Here is a 19,555-nt window from a genome sequence, read left to right as displayed (position 1 = left end):
AAAGATGCCGAAGCATCCTTTTTTGCTAACGAGACTTCAAAGGCAAATCCCGCTAAAAATCTGTTCTTCAATTTTCTTTTATGAGAGTCATTGAATAAACGATAAATGCTAGCGAATTATGAAATTCGGAATAGCTTAATCGAGTCACGGCGAACAGTTACACCACGGAAAGTTACTGGCTCAAGCAACGTCATTAGCTGCTTAGATACAAAAAACTTACCGCCGTAGCTACGATCACCACCACGATTTACCCAATCTGCAAATTCATCTGCCAAGTTGAACATAGAGTTTCCAACAAGCAGAACCAACACTTTAGCGACTTCACTGTCATTCTGTTTATTAAACTCAGCGTCGCGAACTTTCTTACGATATTCTTCGACGATTCTTTCCAGGCACTCAAATCTGCTCATATACACCACCACAAAAAAAGAGGTGCGGATACTACTGCTCATACTCGCCGAAATCAACCCACCCAAGGCCTATTCTTGGCAGAAATTTGTAATTTTTTCGTTCTCTTAACATGATTCGGGGCATTTATAAGGAAAATGACGATTTATGTCATATTTTTCACCTTGCCAATAAGTTACATTTGAAATATAACTTTAGTTGTACAGCATTGATTCTTAGCAAGAGAAATGGCCATGAGTGACCACGAAATAGACGCTTCTGTCTTAATCGGGAGCCTGAAAACAGAGTATAAAACCATTGAGGCGATGGTGAAGATTTACTGCAAGGATCATCATGGGACAAAGATGCTATGTGAAGAGTGCGTCGACTTTTTAAACTACGCACTAACAAAGCTCGACCGCTGCCCATATGGCGAGGAAAAACCCACTTGCAAATTATGCCCAATCCATTGCTACAAAGCGGACTACAAAGAGCGCTCACGCATCATCATGCGCTATAGTGGCCCGAAAATGCTCTATCACCACCCCATCCTTGCTATCCGGCATTTAGTGGCTGGCAAAAAGCCGGTACCAGAAAAACCGGCACCGAATGCTTCCAACAGACACAAACGCAAGTTAAGTCAGCAATAGTCCATTAATTTCGGTAGTAATCGACAACTTGAATCGTGCTGGGTGGATCATTGGCTTCCAATGATAACTGGAAGCTTTTGCCGCCTTGCATTTCAATTGTTGAGCCACCACGTCCAGTGACACTGACTCCCTCTATTTTGTCGAAAGAGCGGGATTCGCTGTAATGCATTGTGACGGTTAAATCGACGTCTTTATTAGACGATAACTCAAACTGGCAGATACCGGTTAAACAGTAGACATCCAAATTACCATCTTGATAACGGACGTCCTCAACATTCTTTATCGGGTGAGCTGTTATTTGCAGCTCCTCTCCACACCCAGTCAACATCACCGCACCAATGACTGCAGCAAACAGGTAATTTTTCACACACCCTCCACTATCTTGTGTGTTTTCATACGATTAATATCACACCAATTCGCCTGATCGTACAAGTAAAAATCCTACTCAAGCACCCAATAAGTAGCAGCACTTTCCCACGCACAATAAAAAACGCCAGCAATTAGCTGGCGTTTGGCTTTCAGAAAGTTTATATACGAGGAATAAAACTCTACAAATCAATCTCTGATAAATCAGAATCAATGCTGAGGTGTCAGTGATTTGGCCTCTTCTTCCTTCTCGAGTTCTTCACCTTTACGGATAAGCTTGTTGATCACTTTAGATAGCGCCAGAGTCACAAATGCCATTACAACAGCCAGTACCGCAAGGTTGAAGAAGTAACTCGCATAAACGCTTTCAATCAGATCTTGGGTTAGCTCAACATCTCTAGGCAACGCAATCTTGGTGGAGATAACCGCCGCCAAAATGCCACTTAGTGACAAGGCAACAGAACGAAGACCGATTGAAAAAGCCGACAAGTAGCGAGGCACCATCTCAAAGATAAAGCCAGCACCCAAAGCACCAACAATCAGCTCAGCCAAAGACTGGAAGAAGTGTACCCACAAGATCCAGTCCGCTGAGATTTTACCGTTGTCACCGACAAAGTTGGTTGATAGACCTAGCAGTGAGAATGCAATCGCACTGAAGATAAACGCAGCGGCAAACTTAGTTGGAATTGATGGAGAAATACCTTTTTTCTCAAGCCAACCATAAACGAAGATCACCGGGCCGCCCAATACGAAACACCATAACGGGTTAAATGCAGCATTGGACTCAGGGCGAATTGGGATCAAGCCAAATAGGTGGTCACCCATCAGGTTAATCGCGTAGATGTTCATCGATGTCAGCATCTGACCGTAGTAGAAATAGAACACGATCATGATGAAAATAAGAATTAACACCCCGCACATTTTGTATTTGAAAGCTGTGGTTGCACGAGTGATTTCAAAAATGAAATAACCAATCGCACCCGCACCCAATGCGTAAAGCAGGTATTTACCTTCATCAAGATTCGAGAAGACCCAGAACACCAGACCTAGCATTAAAGCAGATCCTAGTACAAAGACACCCCACACTTTCATTGATACTGGTCGACGGTCAATCTCATTACCCACGGCGACGAGGCGGTCACGGAAAAGCACAAATAGAACCAAGGTAATAGACATCAACCCAGATGCAATATAGAAGTTACCTTGATACGCTAAGAAAGCCACCATGAAAGGGAAAAGGTATTTTGAAGCAAAAGAGCCTAAATTGTTTATCGAATAATTAACCGTCAAACCTTGCTGGAACGAGTCTCGGTTATCAGAAGCATAGGAATTACCCAATAGTACCGTCGGGCTAGTAGCAGAAAGCCCCCTTGCATAGCCGATTAAAGCAATCGCAAAAATACTCAATGGCACATTAAGCGAACTTGCACCTATACCCAAGGTAAAGAAACCGATGGTGTACGTGGTGTAGCCAATATATACCGCACGGAATGAGCCAATATAACGGTCAGCTACAAAACCACCGACGGCCGAGAATACCGGACCAACCGCACCGAAGGCACCCATCATCATGATAGTTTCGGCTTCGCTGTAATTTAGCTCATCAAGAAAAAACTTCGTGAGTAGAACATAGGTGCCGTAGAATGCTGCACCCCAAAGAAACTGCCTTAAGATAAGAACTCTAGCAATAAAAGGGAATCTAGAATTTGCGTCTTGCATATTATACTCCTTCAATATTATGCACTGCGTAAACTAGCAATTTACAACTGATAATTTCATGATCAAAAGCAACTTATTCAACAAATCACCTATACCAGGCGCACTTTTTTGCATATATGTGATATTGATATAAAAATTAACAGTAACGCACTGATTAAAAAGGAAATAATAAACTCATCAGTAAAAGTCAAAACCAATCGCATAGATGATTTTGTATGATGAATATTGCAGTTAAATCGCATCTCTGTTCATTTATTGTGCAAGTTGGTTCTAGATATAAAATTTAAAAGCCCTCTTTTGAAAATCGAAAAACGAAAAAAAATGACTAGTGAAAACTAGTCATTTATACCCAAGCTACCTCAAGATGCAGGTTCAGCGAGATTTTATAAGCTTATAGACAAGGCATTATTTTGAAGATCTAGTGGCTCTAAATCTAGAAACAATAACGCGGAATAGAAGCTTAGAGTTGTTTATAAAACAGTAATGTTGCGTCTATTTCACCATTAGCACTGATTGCAAATGCAGGAATTTCACCAGCAAACTGAAACCCCATAGCGGAATAAAGTTTAGAAGCCACATCACCTTTTCGGGTATCCAACACCAACAGGCTTCTACCTAATTTCACTGCGGCCTTTTCCGCTGCAGCCATTAAAGCCCTACCACACCCTTTACCTCTCTGCTGAGGTAACACCATAAGCTTTTCAATTTCTGCACGATGGATACCATTGGCTTTTTGGCATAGCGCCAATTGCACAACACCGACTACTAAGTCGTGTTCTCTGGCGATAAATAGCCGCCGATCCCCTTTAGAGAGTTCGGACTCTACATTATGCCAATATGAAATGGCTTCTACTTTTTTTAATGGTGGTAAAAATCCGATGGATGCGCCATCGTTAACACATTCAATTAATAACTCAATCAACCCTTGTTCATCATCAGTGGTTGTCACTATTTCCAGAACATCCATGTATCCTCCTACCCTCTAGAGCTCGCCCGCACCTAACTGTACAGATATAAACCAATCTGACATGACCTAACTTGCCTGACAAGTTTAAACTCAACAAATCTTACCCATGATTTCAGCGCTGCAATGTAACAAGTACTTATTAGCAATTGTGATAAGTGGCCTGTCACATTATTATCTGTGTCGTTCACATACCCCAACAGGATAAAAATAATGAAAGGTATTCTTTCTGTTCAGTCACATGTCGTTTATGGGCACGCAGGTAATAGCTCAGCCGTTTTTCCACTTCAGCGCATGGGCTTTGAAGTTTGGCCAATTCACACTGTTCAGTTTTCAAACCATACCCAATATAAAGAAGGGTGGACAGGGCGTGCATTTGCTGCAGAAGATATCACCAGTCTCGTATCCGGCATGGCAGAGATTGGGCAGCTTGAGAACTGCGAAGCTGTACTTAGCGGCTACCAAGGTAGTGCAGAGCAATGCCTTGCTATTAAAGAAACCGTCCAGAAAGTCAAAGCGGCTAACCCGCAAGCTCTTTATGTCTGCGATCCGGTAATGGGAGCACCTGACAAAGGCTGTATCGTCGCTCCAGGCATTGCTGAACACCTTATTAATACTCTGATGCCGATGGCAGATATTATTGTGCCGAATCAGTTTGAGCTCAGCCAGTTTGCGGGCATGGAAATCAACTCGCTAGAAGATGCAGTAAAAGCCTGTCAACTTGCATTGGAAAAAGGCCCGAAAATGGTCCTGGTTAAGCACCTGCACAGTGTATCAAGCGAGAAGTTCTCTATGATGCTGGCAACTCAAGATGGCTGCTGGCTCGCTCAACGTCCTCATCTTGAATTCGACAAACAGCCGGTTGGTGTTGGCGATCTTATTTCAGCACTATTCACTGGCCAATACCTAGCCACAGGCAAGGCCGAGGAGGCTTTCAGCCATTGTAATGATGCTTGTTACGCCGTACTAAAAGAAACGTCACAGCGTGGCGAGTGGGAGCTACAAACCATTGCCGCGCAAAATGAGATTGTTGAGCCAGCCGAGCACTTCCCGCTAGAAGCACTGTAATCGCTGACTAACCTTGGCGAGTAAAAATCAACGCAGCGTGAATAACCGTTCCCTCTGCGTTGATTTCGTTTCTATTGTTGCTTTAGCTCTCAAGCAACGGACTGCGGCACCCTAGCCTTCGACAGCAGCCGCTCAAACAGTTCTGCAGGTAGTGGCTTACTGAAGTAGTACCCCTGTCCGTAATCACATTCTTTTTCCAAAAGGAAATCTGTATGCCAGCGGGTTTCTACCCCTTCAGCCACAACATGAATGTTCAGCGCTTTTGCCATTGCAATAATGGCACCAACTAACTCTCGATTAGGTTCGTTCTGATCAATATCTATTAGAAATGATCGGTCAATTTTCAATTTGTCGAAAGGAAACTTTTGCAGATAACTCAGTGCTGAATAACCGGTACCGAAGTCATCAATCGTCAATTCTACCCCTTGCTTACGTAAGTTATTTAGTAAGGTAATAACATCTTGGGTATGGTCAAACAGCAGACTTTCTGTCACTTCAATATCCAGCCTATTTGCAGGCAAACCTGACGACTCAAGTCCCTGTTGGATTTGGGCTAATAATTTTTCACAATACCTAAACTGCACACTCGAAAAGTTAATTGAAATCTTGATAGGCATAATAGACTGCCACCGAGCGGCTTGATGGCATGCTTGCGTAATGGCTATCTCACCCAGTTTATGGATCAAACCGTTCTTCTCGGCCAACGGTATGAATTCATCAGGAGAAATAAAGCCGAGCCTTTCATCATTCCAGCGCATCAAAGCTTCAGCCCCTACAATCTGGTTGGTTTCCAAATCAAATATAGGTTGATAATGCATTTCAATTTTATTGTTACTAATAGCTTGGCGCAGTCGCCCGTCCAAATCCAAAGAACGCTGGGTATCCGTCAACATACTGTCTTCATAAAACCGAAACGCATTACGCCCATCTTGCTTAACCCGGTACATCGCCGTATCTGCTGCAGCAAGAAGCTGATGGGTATTGTCACCATCCTGAGGATAGACAGACATACCAATACTGGTGGTAATGAAAAACTCCTGATTGTTCCAGAAAAAAGGGCGCTCAAACAGCGATAGGATTGACGATGATAATGACTGAGCAAATGTTTCATCGCTGAGATTGGGAATAATAAGCAAAAACTCATCACCACCTAAGCGAGCTAATACACTACTCCCTCCGACAACGGACAGCAGGCGCTGACTGCTTTCCGTAAGTATATAATCGCCAGCCAAGTGGCCAAGCGTATCATTGATCTGCTTAAAATTATCCAAATCAATAAACATCACAAGTACCTTGGTATTGGTTGCAATCGCATTAGCTATAACTAGCTCCAGCTGTTCATTGCCATATTTGCGGTTAGGCAAACCTGTTAGAGCATCATGCGAAGCTTGATAAGCTAATTTTCGCTCAGAGAGTTTTCGACGATCAATCTCTTCGACCAGCCTTTCATTTTGAACTGCAAGTACTCTTTGCTGTTTATGGGATTCTTCAAATTTCGTTTTTAATATAATGTTGGCATTATTAATATTGAAGGTATAAAACAAACCGATAATTACAGGCACGGCCAAAAAAGAAATACCAACTACAAACCAACCAGATGTAAAGATATCCTTTTCATTAATTGGTGAAAACCAACCTTTTAGCTGATAAGGTGTGTTTTCAATCGGTAGCTCATAGAAAATAATATTAGAGTTTTCGAAAGGATCTTCTTTTATTGAGTTCCAAACCAAAATATCATCAGCACCCGTAGAGAGCAGCATTTTGCTTCTACTGCCTTCGTACTCTTGCGCCGTTAGCTGTTCAATAATAACCGTTGTGTTGATATCGGCGATAAGATACGCCACAGGACGCCCAGAGTAATACACCGTTTTGAATATTTCACTATGTGGTTGCTCTAGGTCGTGTCGTGTATGCAACACATGAGTGCCGTCTAATGTATTCTCGAATCGCTTCACATCAACCTGTAAACTGATTTTTTCAGCGGTATCGACAATTACTGTTCCATCATAACTTGCCAGTATAAAACGTTTGTATACAGGTATTTTATTAATTAGCTTGTTTTTAACCAGTTGATTAAGCTCATTATCAAGCCTAACCAAACTAGCCCCAAGCCCATACTCCATTGACATACCAGACGCTAAATTGGCAAAGAAGGTTGTCATTGCACGGCTAGTGGTAAAATCTGAAACTTCTTCACTTGATACACTATAGAAGTACTCAAGCATACTGGCATAGCTCTGTACTTTAAGTGTTAACTCACGGTGCTGGGACTCTTTCAACCTTGTTTGGCCAAGGTTGGTCACTGCCAAAATCAATATCAGATATGCCGCCAGAAGTACTGCGGCAAGAATGATAAGGTTACTGCTTGACAGTTTTTCAATCCATTTCTTCATAAATCAGTTTCATTGCTCTTAGTAAAGTAGTCGCCATAAAAATAAAATACTGACGGATAATGCTTTTCTATAAGCTTCTGATATGTCCCATCATTTCTAATCTTAGTTAAATATTGATTAAATGCATGACGTAAATCGGGGCTAGTTTTCCTAAAAGCTGCAGCCATACGTTGATCTTGTGAGACCGGTCCAATAACTTTGATCTCACCAGGCCACTTTTCTAAAGCAATTAATGTATCTGCCACATCCAATAACGTGGTTTCTGCATCGTTATTTAATATGGCTGGAACCATTTCGTTTAGTTTCCGCCCGGGCTCAGGCAGGATGATATTCGCACCTGTGTCATACAGGTTATACAAATTAGGGTCGAGGCAAGAATGCTCCATCGCCAAAACGTCTTTATTCTTTATTAAGCTTTTTACGATATTAATATCTTTATCTACATCCCCAGTTGGTTTTATTGGCTGTAAAGGGGAATCGGCCCGTGCAACCAACCAAACAGCAGAGGGAAAATAGTCAGCGGAAAAATCTACGATCTCTTCACGCCAATCGAGCACGGTCGCACCATTAGCAATGATATCGCCCTCAACCTGAATTTGTTCGCCCCATACAAACTCATTATTTACATAGAAGGTATTTTGGCCCGTCAATTTACCGACAACATTATTCCACTGGGCAGGCACGTACTCGTATTTAACCCCGATTGACGAGGCAAACCCTTTAACCAACTCAACATCCAATCCGCTTAGTGACTCGAAATCATCCGTTTTGATATACGAGACAAAATTTGCGTAAGGGACACCGATATGTCGCAAAACACCTCGCGCTTTGATCTCGGCGAGATCATCAGCAGTTACGACTGTACTGGTCACTAGTCCTGTTCCCAGTAATGCAGTCGCAATCAGTGCATTTATTATCCGTTTTGCTTTCTTCATCCATTCAGCCTCTCATCCATGAAATGCGAAAAACGCCCAGCGAATGCCGGGCGTTAATTTGATCAAGCCATACGTGTATAAAGGTCCTCAATCGCCTTTACTAATCCTTTTACATCTTTTTCATTGTGGAAAAGATGAGTTGAAATACGTAGTGCATAGGTTGAAACAGCATCATCTTTATACAATTTAAAGTCCGTCGTCCGTATGATGTAGCCATACTCTTCTCTTAGTCGGTCTCTAAATTCAGTGAGTAATTCACCATCATCTGCGTTGAATGGAAACGGATTGAATGTCGTTAATCCGCTGTCTAATCCTTCTACATCAGGGGAGAACACAAGAGCATGAGGTAGCGCTTTAGTAAGCAAGTTTTTACAAAGCTTACTCAGTGACAAAACTCTTGATTCAATGCGGTCACGGCCAATTTCATCCCACATTTTGCAGCTATCTGCTAATGCTTGCTTAGCCGGATAATGATCATTACCTATATACTGCATCTGCAATTGGGTACCCAGATAGTCAGCATGAGATAGCGAAGAGTTAATGTACCAAAGTGGGTTTTCACACTCCGGCCAATACTCATCTAAACGGGAAGCGTTATCGCGAACATACAAGATCCCTGTCGCCCCCGGGCCACACTGCCATTTATGACCCGACCCCGCATAGAAGTCACAATCGATATCGTGGAAATCCAAGTCCATCATGCCGATGGTATGCGCCCCATCCACAAGTGTTGGCACCGCATATTTTTTCGCGAGTTTACAAATCTTCTTCGCTGGCAGGCGTGTCCCCGTCTTGTAAGTAATATGCGAGAAGACAATCAATTTAACATTACTGTACGCATTCAGCGCTTTTCTAAACGCTTTCACATAATCTTGTTCGCTGACACTTTCAGTACCGGTATAAATTGGCAGCTCTACTTCAACGACCTCAACCCCAAAACGCTGCTTAACAACATTCAGTGGTGACGATGCCGCAACATGTTCATGATGAGTCGTTAAGATGACATCACCTGGCTCAAAGTGGAGACCATTGATAATGGTGCACATCCCATCTGTGGTGTTACGGCTCAGAATGATCTCGTGCGGCTCTGCGCCAAAGCCGGCAGCAACAGATTCAACCATCTCAGAAACATACGGCCAGCCACCGAATTTTCCATCCATATCCCATGGATACTTCGCGACAGTTTTATTGTTCTCATGAAAGGCTTGCAGCACAGGCTTGGGCATTGAACCGGTCGTCCCGATATTCATGTATGTTGAATGTTTATCGAGAATGAACTGTTGCCTAACTTCACGCCAAAATTCATCTTCACCACTTGTTAGATGTAGAGATTGCCAATCAACTGACTCCTCTGAAGCTAAAGCTTGGCTACTAAATACCGTACTACCCACCCCTGCAACAGCTAGCCCTGTAGTCGTTTTCAAAAACTGTCGGCGATTACGGTTTTTCAGATCAGACTCTGAATGACTCATTTTTATCTCCCTGTGTCGTGCACGTAAAAATCGAGAACAATTAACAATTCAATCAATAAAATCACAAAATATTGCCAAATGTAATTATTCTTTTCAGAAATACCGAGCAATATCAAACTATCCCTGTGCAAATACAGCGATTGAATTTACAAAACAGCCATACCTAAAAGGTAATGTTCAATTTTTTGCACAACTAGTTAAACAATTAGACCAAAATCAATGGTGAGACCTAATTGTTATTTCATTTAGCCCGCTTTTGTTCCAGATTTATTGCTATTTCCACATACAAAAACGCCCCGCATAGGCAGGGCGTAAATTACAAACATTATTTCACAAGACGTTTAGTGCTAAGTCGCTTAGGTAACAGCGAAGCTATCATTCATTCTCTTTTTGATTAGAGCAATAGTCTTCAAATGCCTCTTCTGTGTTCTCAAACCCTTGTTGCTCGGCTAATTCCCATGGGCGCTCACACTGCTCCGTTTTCGCACACCAGCTATACCCAGCTGAGCTCTTGCACCCGTACTCGTCTTCATCTGCCCCAACCATAGGCTCAGCAGAATCATTACAACCAATCAATAAAACTCCACTTGAAAAGGCAATCAACGCTATCGCTAATGGTGTTTTACAACGGCGTACCATACTCACCCTCCGCATCAATATGAAATGTGCTATCTCAGTAAACTTAGCTCAGGTTGGTCACTATATCCCGGAGGGGGTTAAACCCAATAACATCTTCGTGTACATCGAAAGCGTTAACGAGTAACGGTACATCCGCTGACAATATGAGAATTGTTTACTAAATGTTCAATCATTTTAATCACACCCATCAAAGCGTGATAAATGTAGCAAATTTTATCTTATCGGATTGCGAGTGAAGCGATACAGGCTTATCGTTTGTTTGTAATCAGTAACTTATACGCGAGCATCGTATAATGGTATTACCTTAGCTTCCCAAGCTAATGACACGGGTTCGATTCCCGTTGTTCGCTCCAAGCGTTCAGGCGCAAAGAACAGTTACTGACGAGTAAGATGACATGCGGTGGTGGCGGAATTGGTAGACGCGCTAGCTTCAGGTGCTAGTGTCCGCAAGGACGTGAGGGTTCAAGTCCCTCCCTCCGCACCAATCTTACTTTTATGCCTATCCAATTTATCAAGCTTTCTAACCTTTTCTACATAGATGCTTATCTCAGACAGGCAGCGCTCTAAGCATTTTTGCTGGGTTGCCCGCATAGATACCTTTTTCAGTAATGTCCTTTGTCACCACACTACCGGCACCAATCACAGAGCCCGAGCAAATTCTCACGGGTAGAATAGTCGCGTTAGAACCAATAGTCACCTTATCTTCTATAACGGTACGTCCCCAGTTATCAGGGTCAGGATCCGGCTCACCCCCTTTGAAAAGATCATTGGCAAACATGACACCATGGCCAATAAAGCAATCTGCACCAACAGTGACATATTCACAAATAAAGGAATGAGATTGCACTTTTGTCCTTTCTCCGATGACTGTATTCTTTTGGATCTCGACATAAGGCCCGATAAATACATCGTTCTGCAAGGTACAACCGTAAACATTAGACGGTTCAATAATAGTGACATTGTCACCACATTCTATATCGACAACTTTGGCCTGGATTATTCTTGGCTGAGGCATCAAATACCTTTAACTTCTTAATTTAGATATGAGAAATCAGATTACATCGCCACAATTAATAAGGCAACGCTTCGGGAGCTACCCCTATATAGTCCGGTGCAAGGGCATGAATAAACTGTACAGCACGTATCGTACTGTGGCCTAACATTTCAGCTTTACAAACCCGATGCATCCCATCCATAACCCTACCCTCATGACATAAGATAATGGGGTAAGACAGATCTGCACTATTAATCAAACTCGCATGTTCTAAAATATTTCTGCATGTTGGTTTGGCTCCACCTAAGTCATACCAGAACGCTTCATCCAACTCCTTTATATTGGCTAACGGCATGTCAAAAACAGGAAGTGCCTCTGAGAGCCGAATAAGGCGAAAAACATCCCAAGCCTGCAATCCTTGCTCTGACTGACGAAAATGATACTGCTGCCTCATATAATTAATGCCTTTGTTCCGATTAGGTTAATGTAGAAGACAGCGACAAGGTCAGCTCCTTGGCCGACACTTCCTTGCAGCCCGATGTATTTTGTCCGCTCCATAACGGTGAGAAATCCCCTTTTCCCTGTTTCTCATACAGGCTCCGCAATTGGGTCATCTCAATTGAGGCATAAGGAAACTCTGGGGCATCCACACAAAGTGGACCAAGCTCTTCCATCACGCGATTCACAATGCCTCGAGCAGGTCTACCAGAGAATATATTGGTCACTGCAGTATGATTTGACCGTTCCCCTTTAAGCGCCAAACGATGAATAGATGATGTTTTCGCCTCGGCACAAAGCAAATGCGCTGTACCGACTTGCACATATTCAGCTCCCAACAACATGGCAGCCTTCACTCCTTCGCTTGACGCTATTCCGCCCGCGGCAATAACCGGTACGTTTACTTTGCACGCTATTTGCGGCACTAAAGAAACAAGCCCCATCTGAGTCGATAACTTATTGGATAAAAACATCCCGCGATGCCCGCCAGCTTCAATGCCTTGAGCAATCACTGCATCAACACCTTGCGTTTCTAACCACAAGGCTTCTTCGACCGTAGTTGCCGTTGAGATAACCGTGGTGCCCCAGCGTTTTATTCGTGCTAATAAATCTTTATCAGGAAGGCCAAAATGAAAACTGATCACGCGAGGTGAAAAAGCTTCTATTGCATCAGCTATATCGTGATTGAATGGGACTCTGTTCGCACCACTGGGCTGGCTTACACACTGGCTCCCAGCTTCTGCAAAATAGGGTTTGAGGGTTTCTTGCCATATGGCATGCTGGGCAGAGTTATACTTCGGCATTTCATGGCAAAAGAAGTTGAGGTTGAACGGCTTATCCGTGGCCGATTTAATCCGCTTTATCTCACTAATGATTTGCGCAATACCCAGCATACCGCAAGGCAAAGAGCCCAACCCACCAGCTTCACATACAGCGATAGCCAACTCACTGTCTTGCACTCCAGCCATAGGAGACTGAATAATAGGTAATGTCGTGCTAAATAAATCCTTTTGCATGGCCTTCCTTATTGAATACATTTCATATTAATAAGGAGCTATCATGCCACTCTTGGGTGACGATAAACGTGCCACACTTCTCCTTCACTCAAAGAGAGCTCTTTTTCAAAAGTTGCCCCGAGTGAGGCTGCTAGTCTTATCGAAGACACATTTTGAGAATGAACAACACTGATCAAATCTAGCTCGGGCAAGAAATGGCTACCCACAATTTGAATGGCTTTGGCCGCTTCTTTTGCATACCCCTTCCCCCAATGGCGACGAATTAGAGCCCACTTTAACTCAGGCATTGGCCAATTTTCGGGAAAAGAGAGCCCTACTAGACCCAAGAACTCGTTACTGTCTTTTAGCTCCAACGCATAAGGCCCATAACCAAGACGATGCCAATGCTCCTCAACACTGGAGATGACTTTTCGGCATCCTTCCATGTCGAGTGGGTCCCCATAGGTATATTGAACAGCCTCTGGATCAGATAAGTAATCCAACAACAAGGCTTCATCACTTTGCTGCAACTTCCTAAGCAACAAACGCTCTGTTGTAATTAATTTAGGCACCAAACACTTCAAGCAACGGCTCCTTGTATGAAACTAAAGGGCTACTAGAGCCATCTAACTATAATCAGTTGATTTTAAGCCGCAAAAGCGATTTTGTTAACAGTAGGTTCTCTTGAAGCGCCTGACTTTTGTCCGCATGTTTTTCATCGGAGATGAAGTATTAAACTGAATCATCCTTCCTAACGTCCACTGCTTGTACCAAGCAATGCCGTAGAGTGTTTCATTATACTGACGTAGCAAATGCCCTGCAGACGACAAGGCTTCCATCGTGGCAACAGCCCCAACCAAGGGGTAGTTATACACCTCGCCTTCAAGGTATGAGAGCATCTCATAACCTTCCTTGTTGACACCAAAAACAGTCGGAGCGGCATCAAAAGACTGTGTTTTAAGGTGCTTGAGCAGCTTATGTACGGAAGGCGTCCAATATCATCGCCAGCTTAACTACGATTAACTGTAGAGAGTAATGCGCCAGCCCCAATAAATACACCGCCTGTGAGTCTATTGAACATCTTCGCTCTGCCAGAAGCAAATACCCAGTTCGAAGACTTGGAGCCCAAATAGGCATAGAATAGTAACCAAGAAAGCTCTAACACTACAAATGTGACAGCAAACACAACATATTGGAAGAACAGCCCATGTGAGGGATTAATAAACTGAGGAAATAGCGCGGTAAAAAAGAGGATAGCTTTCGGGTTGCTGGCACCAACAATAAAGCCGCTAATGAAATGGCTGGCAAAATACGAGGGGACAGCGGTTATCGGCGATGGCTTGTCAAACTGAGTATTGTTGGATGTGAAAGATTTGACACCCAGATAGATCAAATAACCAGCTCCTACCCACTTGATCAAATTAAAAAACAATTCAGACGAAGCAATAATGACGCCCAATCCTGTAAACGATAACGTCAGGATAGAAGTGATAGCCGTCAAACTTCCTAAGGCAGTATATGCGCCCACTTTCCAGCCAGCTGAGACTCCCTTTGTCATGCATAGCAACGAGCTTGGACCCGGTGATGCGGTGAGAACCAAAACGGCAAGCACATAATATATCCATACTTCTAAAGCCATATGGAAACTCCTTTTCCATGATAACGATATTCAAACTAATCAAGTTTAGCCTTAATTCAGCTAACAACGCGACACATCTCACTTCCTTGCAGGAATTGAGACTAAAATCATAAAGATAACCCTAGATTTACAAGGTTTGATATATGCCATTGCCCATAATTTACTCCCTACGAAGATGCCCCTACTGTGTACGGGCTAGGTTGGCCATATTGATGGCACAACAGCCTGTTTGGTTGCGTGATGTGGTTACCAGCCACTTACCCAGCGAGATGCTGCAAGCCTCACCGAAAGGGACTGTGCCTGTATTGGTACTCACGGATTCCACGGTTATCGAAGAGAGTTTGGACATCATGCTTTGGGCATTACAGCATAGTGACCCACACAACTTGCTGTTAAGTGATAAACCTCTATCCCATCAAGCTACGATGATGTCATTGATTAATTGTAATGACAGGGATTTCATTCCCTCTCTGGATAAATACAAGATTGCTGCTCGTTATCACCACGACAATGCCACAACCTACCGTGAGGAATGTGAGCGATTTATTAGCGATCTTGAGGGGCGATTAACGAAACACACATACTTGATGGGTGAACACCCAAGTTTTGCCGACTACGCAATATTGCCCTTTATCCGTCAGTTCTCACGTGTTGAAAGAAAATGGTATTTAACCGCTTCCTACCCTAATCTAGAGCGTTGGCTTACGTCTCATTACCAGAACCCACTTTATTCCAAAGCCATGACCCAATACCCACGTTGGCTCGACACCAAAGAAGAATTTATGATTGGGAAGGAGTAAGACCTATTTATACAGTAACCACTTAAATGACCTTTCTATAAATTGCTTCGCTCCACTCTCCACTATCTCACCATGAGACATGACAATCACCTTAGGGTGCCAGGCTATGAGTTGGTTTAAATGCTCCCTAGCCTGAGATTTTCCAAATGTGAAGCTCAAACGCCAATCAAGCGGCATCTTCCCATTAGGGGCTAAAATACCGACACCTTTGGCGATCAAACGCTGCCAATGATTAAAATTTGAAGATGGAAAGTTTTCGATAAGATCAGTGACTATCAATGTGCCTGACTTTATATGGAAAAACACACACTCTTCCATTAGAGGAGAGCCCGTAAACATGACTTGATCAATCTCATCTGCCCAAGGCCATCTTTGATTATCATTTAATGAGGAATTAAAGTGGATATCAGCACGTTTTTTTATCACTTCACGAGAACCAAAGGTCATTGCATCTGGATAGCAAGATTGCCAATCAGCAATAAACAAATGATGTAAATGATTCGGAGCAATAAGGTACTTAACCTCTCCGAGGTCAGCTAATTGGCTCTTGATTTCACTCGTTAGTTTTATTGGGCTATGTACCCATAATTGATCTTCAGGTAGACGGACAACCGTCATCCGTGTTGTGAAAGGCAATGATAAAAAAGGAACTGCTTCACCGTCTAAAATCCAGATATCATCTGATATTTTACGCATAGTTCCCCCTTATCCTTTCAGATTAAATACCAAGTTAAACTCATGCTCTGATTCACTGACTTGCTCAAAGCCCAAGCGTAAGTAAAGCTTAAGTGCCGGATTAGTTTTTATCACACTCAAACCAACGCTAGCACCCATGTGTAGGGCTTTATCGGTGATAGAACGAATCAAATCACTGCCAATTTTAAGATTCTGATAACCAGGGTGGATTTGGATCTGAATGATGTACCATTGATTTATATCTTCATAATACACCACCTTAAACAGCCCTACCGGTAGGCCATCAAGTTCAATGACCTGAGCAGCATCAAACTCATAACTGATACGCTTTATATACTCATCGCGTGTTGTAGGCATACCGACCTGTTCTAGATGGGGTCGCATTGTGATATCACGTAGATCTATTAAGAAGTTAATATCAGATTCCAAAGCTTTTCTTAGAGATATGTCCATATATTCTCCTTTTCGCCACCTTTATAAATAAAGGAACCGAACAATCAATTAGTGAATAGTCATTATTGAAAGAGTATCAACATTGGCTACAAATGTAGCCAATATCGCAATTAATCTATGAATAAAGATGTAGAGTGCTAAAAAGCATCCTCAACCAACACTCAATATACTGTCTTTATCAATACAACCTAGTTTCTCAAGCTTTCTTGACAAACTTCGCTGTAATCATCATTTCACCCGCACCATCGACTTTGCAATCCAATTGATGATCTTTTCCGTCTACAATGCGACGAACAACCGCTTTCGTACCAATTTTAATCACCAGTGAACTGCCTTTCACTTTGAGATCTTTCGCTACTGTGACCTTATCACCTTCCGCAAGAAGGGTGCCGTTGGCATCTTTGATTGACAATGTATCTTCGTCAGCAAGCTCAGAAGGATTCCATTCGTATGCACATTCAGGGCAAACTAAATGAGATTGATCTTGGTAAACATATTCAGACTGGCAGTTAGGGCAAGGTGGCAATGACATACATTTCTACTTCAGATAGTTACAAAGAAATATATGTTAAATGTTTTTCACCTCATAATCGACTGCTGTGAAACACCTTTAATCAAGCGCCTTTACTCATACTCTGTATTACCCTGATGAAACTGTCCCCAGATATTGTTGATAACAGTAGAGAGCCTAGATGTTATAGGTCGGTATAACTTTTAAGCTTTGACCTGAATGTGGATAACAGCTATTGCTATAATAAGTTGCCTTAAGTCAATGGAAGTGGTGACCGCTTATGATGTATCGAATCCTGGCAGATCTGGTCGTCATTTTACACCTATTGTTCATCATCTTCGCATTGCTCGGAGGCTTACTGGTAATATGGCGAAGCTTCATGGTGTTCGTCCATATTCCTGCAGTACTCTGGATTTCAGTTCTCAGTTTCAAAGGCTGGATTTGTCCTTTGACGCCATTGGAAAACCAATTACGTCAAGCAGCTGGTGACGAGGGCTATCCTGGTGGATTTATTGAGCACTACCTCATTCCAGTGATTTATCCTTCAGGGCTAAGCTTTGATGTCCAAGTGTTGCTGGGTATTACGGCTTTGATGATCAATATCGTTGTTTATTCGTTCGTCTATTATTGGTATAAACGCAGGCAAGGCAGGACGCATGAATGAAAAGTCTCTTGGTAATCATAGTGGTTGGCTACGCCCTCTTCTTCCTTACTTTTTGTTCCCTTCAGCGTCAGTTTCTCTACTATCCCCAGTCTGCCAGTAATGTTTACGGCGAGATGAACACCCACTTTACTGTAGCTGGTGAAAAGCTACACGGCTGGGTGCTCAATGAAGGGCAATCGAAGGCTTTAATCTATTATGGCGGGAATGCAGAAAACATCGAAGCCAACATCCCCTTCTTTAAGGCGGTGATCCCTCACTATAGCGTTTACCTGATCCCTTACAGAGGTTATGGCAACAATCCCGGTAAGCCAACTGAATCCGCTTTATATAACGATGCTGTAGCGATTTTTGAGTCGATACAAAGCCAACATAAATCAGTCTCTCTGATGGGTCGAAGCCTCGGTTCCGGGATTGCCACCTACGTGGCAGCAAATAGGCAAGTTGATAAGCTTATTTTAGTCACGCCTTTCGATAGCATTGAAAATGTCGCCAAAGATATCTACTGGATGTTCCCCGTTTCTTGGTTTATCAAAGACAGATACAGCTCTTCGGATAGAGCCAAACAGATCACCGCACAAACCTATATTTTTATTGCCGGAAAGGATCAGGTGATATCCAGAGCCAGAACCGATCAGCTCATCGCCGAATTTGGCAATCAACTGCAAGAGGTAGTCGTCATAGATAGTGCTGGCCACAATACGATTTCACAATACCCCGAATATACGTCAGGGCTAAAGCGCGCCCTGGATTAGCTCTATAACCCGAAGATAATTACAGCATCAATTATCCTTTACCACTTTAAACAATAACTGCCTCAGCCAACGGTGGCTGGTTTCAGAGGTTCGGCTGGGGTGCCAGATGGCACATAAATCATAAACATCTTCACCAAAAGGCAAAGGCAGCGCCTTGATGTCATAAAGATCAGAAAAAGCTTCAATGGTCGATTTCGGTAAGATACCAATCATGTCTGAATCAGCAATAATCGGCAGCATTTCCACTGCACCTGGTGCCCTCACGATAATATTACGCTGATCAAGTTCCGGAATATCTTCAGCATTCAATAGGCTACGGCGAGCATGCCAGCGGGCCACCACGACATGATCTTCGGCCAAAAACTGATCAATAGAAATTGAATCTGATAAACGCGGGTGATGCTTGCAACACACGACACTGAGTTCTTCAGAATAAAGCACTTGTGATTTCAGCAAGCTGCGACCACGTGGCGGCAAATCAATCACCAAATCATAACGTTGTAATCGTAGATCAGACTCCATGTCCTCAGTGAACAAAGGGTGAATTTCAAACGCGATATTCGGTGCTTCCAAACGAACCTGCTCAATCAAAGCAGGCACAATGCTATAGCTAGCAACCGAAACGCAGGCGATCGAAAAGATCCGCTTTGATGTTTTAGGATCAAACTCCCTCGAAGCAGAAAGCGTCGAACTGAAGTTCTTAAACGAGGCAGCCAATGCTGGATAAATATCACTGGCGAAAGCTGTTGGCTCCACCCCGTTGGCGTTACGGTGAAATAAAGGGTCATCATAAATATCACGCAAACGCTTTAGCCCTTTACTCACTGCTGGCTGGCTCACATCCATCCGAACTGCCGCTTTGGAAAGGCTTTGCTCCTCATACACAGCAACAAAAATAGGAATAAGGTTTAAATCAGTGCTTTTCATCTGCTCTGTCATTTATCATCATTGTTATGCTTC

The 19,555-nt window shown here is 43.0% G+C and carries 22 protein-coding genes, 2 tRNA genes and 1 pseudogene; 7 read left to right on the top strand and 18 right to left on the bottom strand.

Features of this window, described 5'->3' with window-relative positions; translation table 11 throughout:
• Positions 1-116: 116 nt before the first annotated feature.
• Positions 117-410: a hypothetical protein gene (locus tag ACXAD4_RS08785; RefSeq protein ID WP_107348508.1), complete on the bottom strand. Its 294-nt coding sequence runs from the start codon at positions 408-410 to the stop codon at positions 117-119.
• 231 nt (positions 411-641) lie between these two features.
• On the opposite strand from ACXAD4_RS08785, the gene ACXAD4_RS08780 reads away from it, so the two are divergent.
• Entirely contained in the window at positions 642-1,037 is a 396-nt protein-coding gene (locus ACXAD4_RS08780; protein ID WP_475240666.1) for a nitrous oxide-stimulated promoter family protein, read from the top strand.
• Positions 1,038-1,041: 4 nt separating this feature from the next.
• Here ACXAD4_RS08780 and ACXAD4_RS08775 read toward each other — a convergent pair whose 3' ends face one another.
• The 3 genes from ACXAD4_RS08775 to ACXAD4_RS08765 form a co-directional block, all read right to left on the bottom strand.
• Positions 1,042-1,404, bottom strand: coding sequence for a spore gernimation protein (locus ACXAD4_RS08775; RefSeq protein WP_475240665.1), 363 nt, complete (start codon positions 1,402-1,404; stop codon positions 1,042-1,044).
• Positions 1,405-1,613: 209 nt separating this feature from the next.
• Positions 1,614-3,122: a peptide MFS transporter gene (locus tag ACXAD4_RS08770; RefSeq protein WP_475240663.1), complete on the bottom strand. Its 1,509-nt coding sequence runs from the start codon at positions 3,120-3,122 to the stop codon at positions 1,614-1,616.
• A gap of 460 nt (positions 3,123-3,582) precedes the next feature.
• Positions 3,583-4,089, bottom strand: coding sequence for an N-acetyltransferase family protein (locus ACXAD4_RS08765; RefSeq protein WP_475240661.1), 507 nt, complete (start codon positions 4,087-4,089; stop codon positions 3,583-3,585).
• A gap of 210 nt (positions 4,090-4,299) precedes the next feature.
• On the opposite strand from ACXAD4_RS08765, the gene pdxY reads away from it, so the two are divergent.
• Positions 4,300-5,154, top strand: a complete 855-nt coding sequence (gene pdxY, locus ACXAD4_RS08760) for a pyridoxal kinase PdxY (RefSeq protein WP_475240660.1) — start codon at positions 4,300-4,302, stop codon at positions 5,152-5,154.
• A gap of 89 nt (positions 5,155-5,243) precedes the next feature.
• Here pdxY and ACXAD4_RS08755 read toward each other — a convergent pair whose 3' ends face one another.
• The 4 genes from ACXAD4_RS08755 to ACXAD4_RS08740 all read right to left on the bottom strand — a co-directional run bounded on the left by ACXAD4_RS08755 (position 5,244) and on the right by ACXAD4_RS08740 (position 10,593).
• Positions 5,244-7,547 carry a putative bifunctional diguanylate cyclase/phosphodiesterase gene (locus ACXAD4_RS08755; RefSeq protein ID WP_475240659.1) on the bottom strand — a complete coding sequence of 768 codons (2,304 nt, stop codon included), beginning with the start codon at positions 7,545-7,547 and terminating at the stop codon, positions 5,244-5,246.
• Entirely contained in the window at positions 7,544-8,482 is a 939-nt protein-coding gene (locus tag ACXAD4_RS08750) for a transporter substrate-binding domain-containing protein (RefSeq protein ID WP_475240656.1), read from the bottom strand. Before ACXAD4_RS08750 ends, ACXAD4_RS08755 begins: the two co-directional genes overlap by 4 nt.
• 62 nt (positions 8,483-8,544) lie before the next feature.
• Positions 8,545-9,954 (bottom strand): aminotransferase class V-fold PLP-dependent enzyme, encoded by a 1,410-nt coding sequence (locus ACXAD4_RS08745; RefSeq protein ID WP_475240655.1) that lies wholly within the window; start codon positions 9,952-9,954, stop codon positions 8,545-8,547.
• A gap of 375 nt (positions 9,955-10,329) precedes the next feature.
• On the bottom strand, positions 10,330-10,593 hold the full coding sequence (locus ACXAD4_RS08740) for a hypothetical protein (protein ID WP_475240653.1): 264 nt from the start codon (positions 10,591-10,593) through the stop codon (positions 10,330-10,332).
• A gap of 279 nt (positions 10,594-10,872) precedes the next feature.
• On the opposite strand from ACXAD4_RS08740, the gene ACXAD4_RS08735 reads away from it, so the two are divergent.
• Positions 10,873-10,946: transfer RNA gene (locus ACXAD4_RS08735), tRNA-Gly, on the top strand.
• Positions 10,947-10,990: 44 nt separating this feature from the next.
• Positions 10,991-11,077 (top strand) — tRNA-Leu (locus ACXAD4_RS08730).
• Positions 11,078-11,140: 63 nt separating this feature from the next.
• Here ACXAD4_RS08730 and ACXAD4_RS08725 read toward each other — a convergent pair.
• From ACXAD4_RS08725 to ACXAD4_RS08700, 6 genes and pseudogenes are all read right to left on the bottom strand, one after another.
• Complete coding sequence (locus tag ACXAD4_RS08725; protein WP_475240651.1) at positions 11,141-11,608, bottom strand: acyltransferase; 468 nt, start codon at positions 11,606-11,608, stop codon at positions 11,141-11,143.
• Positions 11,609-11,663: 55 nt separating this feature from the next.
• A complete protein-coding gene (locus tag ACXAD4_RS08720; RefSeq protein ID WP_475240650.1) occupies positions 11,664-12,041 on the bottom strand; it encodes a hypothetical protein in 378 nt (125 codons plus the stop codon).
• 22 nt (positions 12,042-12,063) lie between these two features.
• Positions 12,064-13,101 carry an NAD(P)H-dependent flavin oxidoreductase gene (locus ACXAD4_RS08715; protein ID WP_475240647.1) on the bottom strand — a complete coding sequence of 346 codons (1,038 nt, stop codon included), beginning with the start codon at positions 13,099-13,101 and terminating at the stop codon, positions 12,064-12,066.
• A 41-nt stretch (positions 13,102-13,142) separates the two neighbouring features.
• Positions 13,143-13,652 carry a GNAT family N-acetyltransferase gene (locus ACXAD4_RS08710; protein ID WP_475240645.1) on the bottom strand — a complete coding sequence of 170 codons (510 nt, stop codon included), beginning with the start codon at positions 13,650-13,652 and terminating at the stop codon, positions 13,143-13,145.
• A 96-nt stretch (positions 13,653-13,748) separates the two neighbouring features.
• Positions 13,749-13,877 (bottom strand): annotated as a pseudogene (locus ACXAD4_RS08705) (ClbS/DfsB family four-helix bundle protein); the annotation flags it as partial.
• 212 nt (positions 13,878-14,089) lie between these two features.
• A complete protein-coding gene (locus ACXAD4_RS08700) occupies positions 14,090-14,719 on the bottom strand; it encodes a LysE family translocator (RefSeq protein ID WP_475240643.1) in 630 nt (209 codons plus the stop codon).
• 143 nt (positions 14,720-14,862) lie between these two features.
• On the opposite strand from ACXAD4_RS08700, the gene ACXAD4_RS08695 reads away from it, so the two are divergent.
• Complete coding sequence (locus tag ACXAD4_RS08695) at positions 14,863-15,519, top strand: glutathione S-transferase (protein WP_475240640.1); 657 nt, start codon at positions 14,863-14,865, stop codon at positions 15,517-15,519.
• A gap of 3 nt (positions 15,520-15,522) precedes the next feature.
• On the opposite strand, the gene ACXAD4_RS08690 is transcribed toward ACXAD4_RS08695, so the two are convergent.
• The 3 genes from ACXAD4_RS08690 to ACXAD4_RS08680 all read right to left on the bottom strand — a co-directional run bounded on the left by ACXAD4_RS08690 (position 15,523) and on the right by ACXAD4_RS08680 (position 17,200).
• Complete coding sequence (locus ACXAD4_RS08690; RefSeq protein ID WP_475240639.1) at positions 15,523-16,215, bottom strand: DUF4336 domain-containing protein; 693 nt, start codon at positions 16,213-16,215, stop codon at positions 15,523-15,525.
• 9 nt (positions 16,216-16,224) lie between these two features.
• Positions 16,225-16,668: a GNAT family N-acetyltransferase gene (locus ACXAD4_RS08685; protein WP_475240637.1), complete on the bottom strand. Its 444-nt coding sequence runs from the start codon at positions 16,666-16,668 to the stop codon at positions 16,225-16,227.
• A 196-nt stretch (positions 16,669-16,864) separates the two neighbouring features.
• Positions 16,865-17,200 (bottom strand): zinc ribbon domain-containing protein YjdM, encoded by a 336-nt coding sequence (locus ACXAD4_RS08680; protein WP_475240635.1) that lies wholly within the window; start codon positions 17,198-17,200, stop codon positions 16,865-16,867.
• A gap of 259 nt (positions 17,201-17,459) precedes the next feature.
• On the opposite strand from ACXAD4_RS08680, the gene ACXAD4_RS08675 reads away from it, so the two are divergent.
• Together ACXAD4_RS08675 and ACXAD4_RS08670 are read left to right on the top strand one after the other, a co-directional pair.
• Entirely contained in the window at positions 17,460-17,843 is a 384-nt protein-coding gene (locus ACXAD4_RS08675; protein ID WP_475240633.1) for a DUF2784 domain-containing protein, read from the top strand.
• Positions 17,840-18,595 (top strand): alpha/beta hydrolase, encoded by a 756-nt coding sequence (locus ACXAD4_RS08670; RefSeq protein WP_475240630.1) that lies wholly within the window; start codon positions 17,840-17,842, stop codon positions 18,593-18,595. The genes ACXAD4_RS08675 and ACXAD4_RS08670 overlap by 4 nt, the downstream gene beginning before the upstream one ends.
• Before the next feature lie 27 nt (positions 18,596-18,622).
• On the opposite strand, the gene ACXAD4_RS08665 is transcribed toward ACXAD4_RS08670, so the two are convergent.
• Positions 18,623-19,522: a LysR family transcriptional regulator gene (locus tag ACXAD4_RS08665; protein WP_475242738.1), complete on the bottom strand. Its 900-nt coding sequence runs from the start codon at positions 19,520-19,522 to the stop codon at positions 18,623-18,625.
• Between the last annotated feature and the right edge of the window lie 33 nt (positions 19,523-19,555).

It is taken from the genome of Photobacterium sp. AWH4_225 (assembly GCF_056158405.1).
Note: the sequence above shows the minus strand (reverse complement) of the source record. Positions and strands in the feature narration are given on the sequence as shown.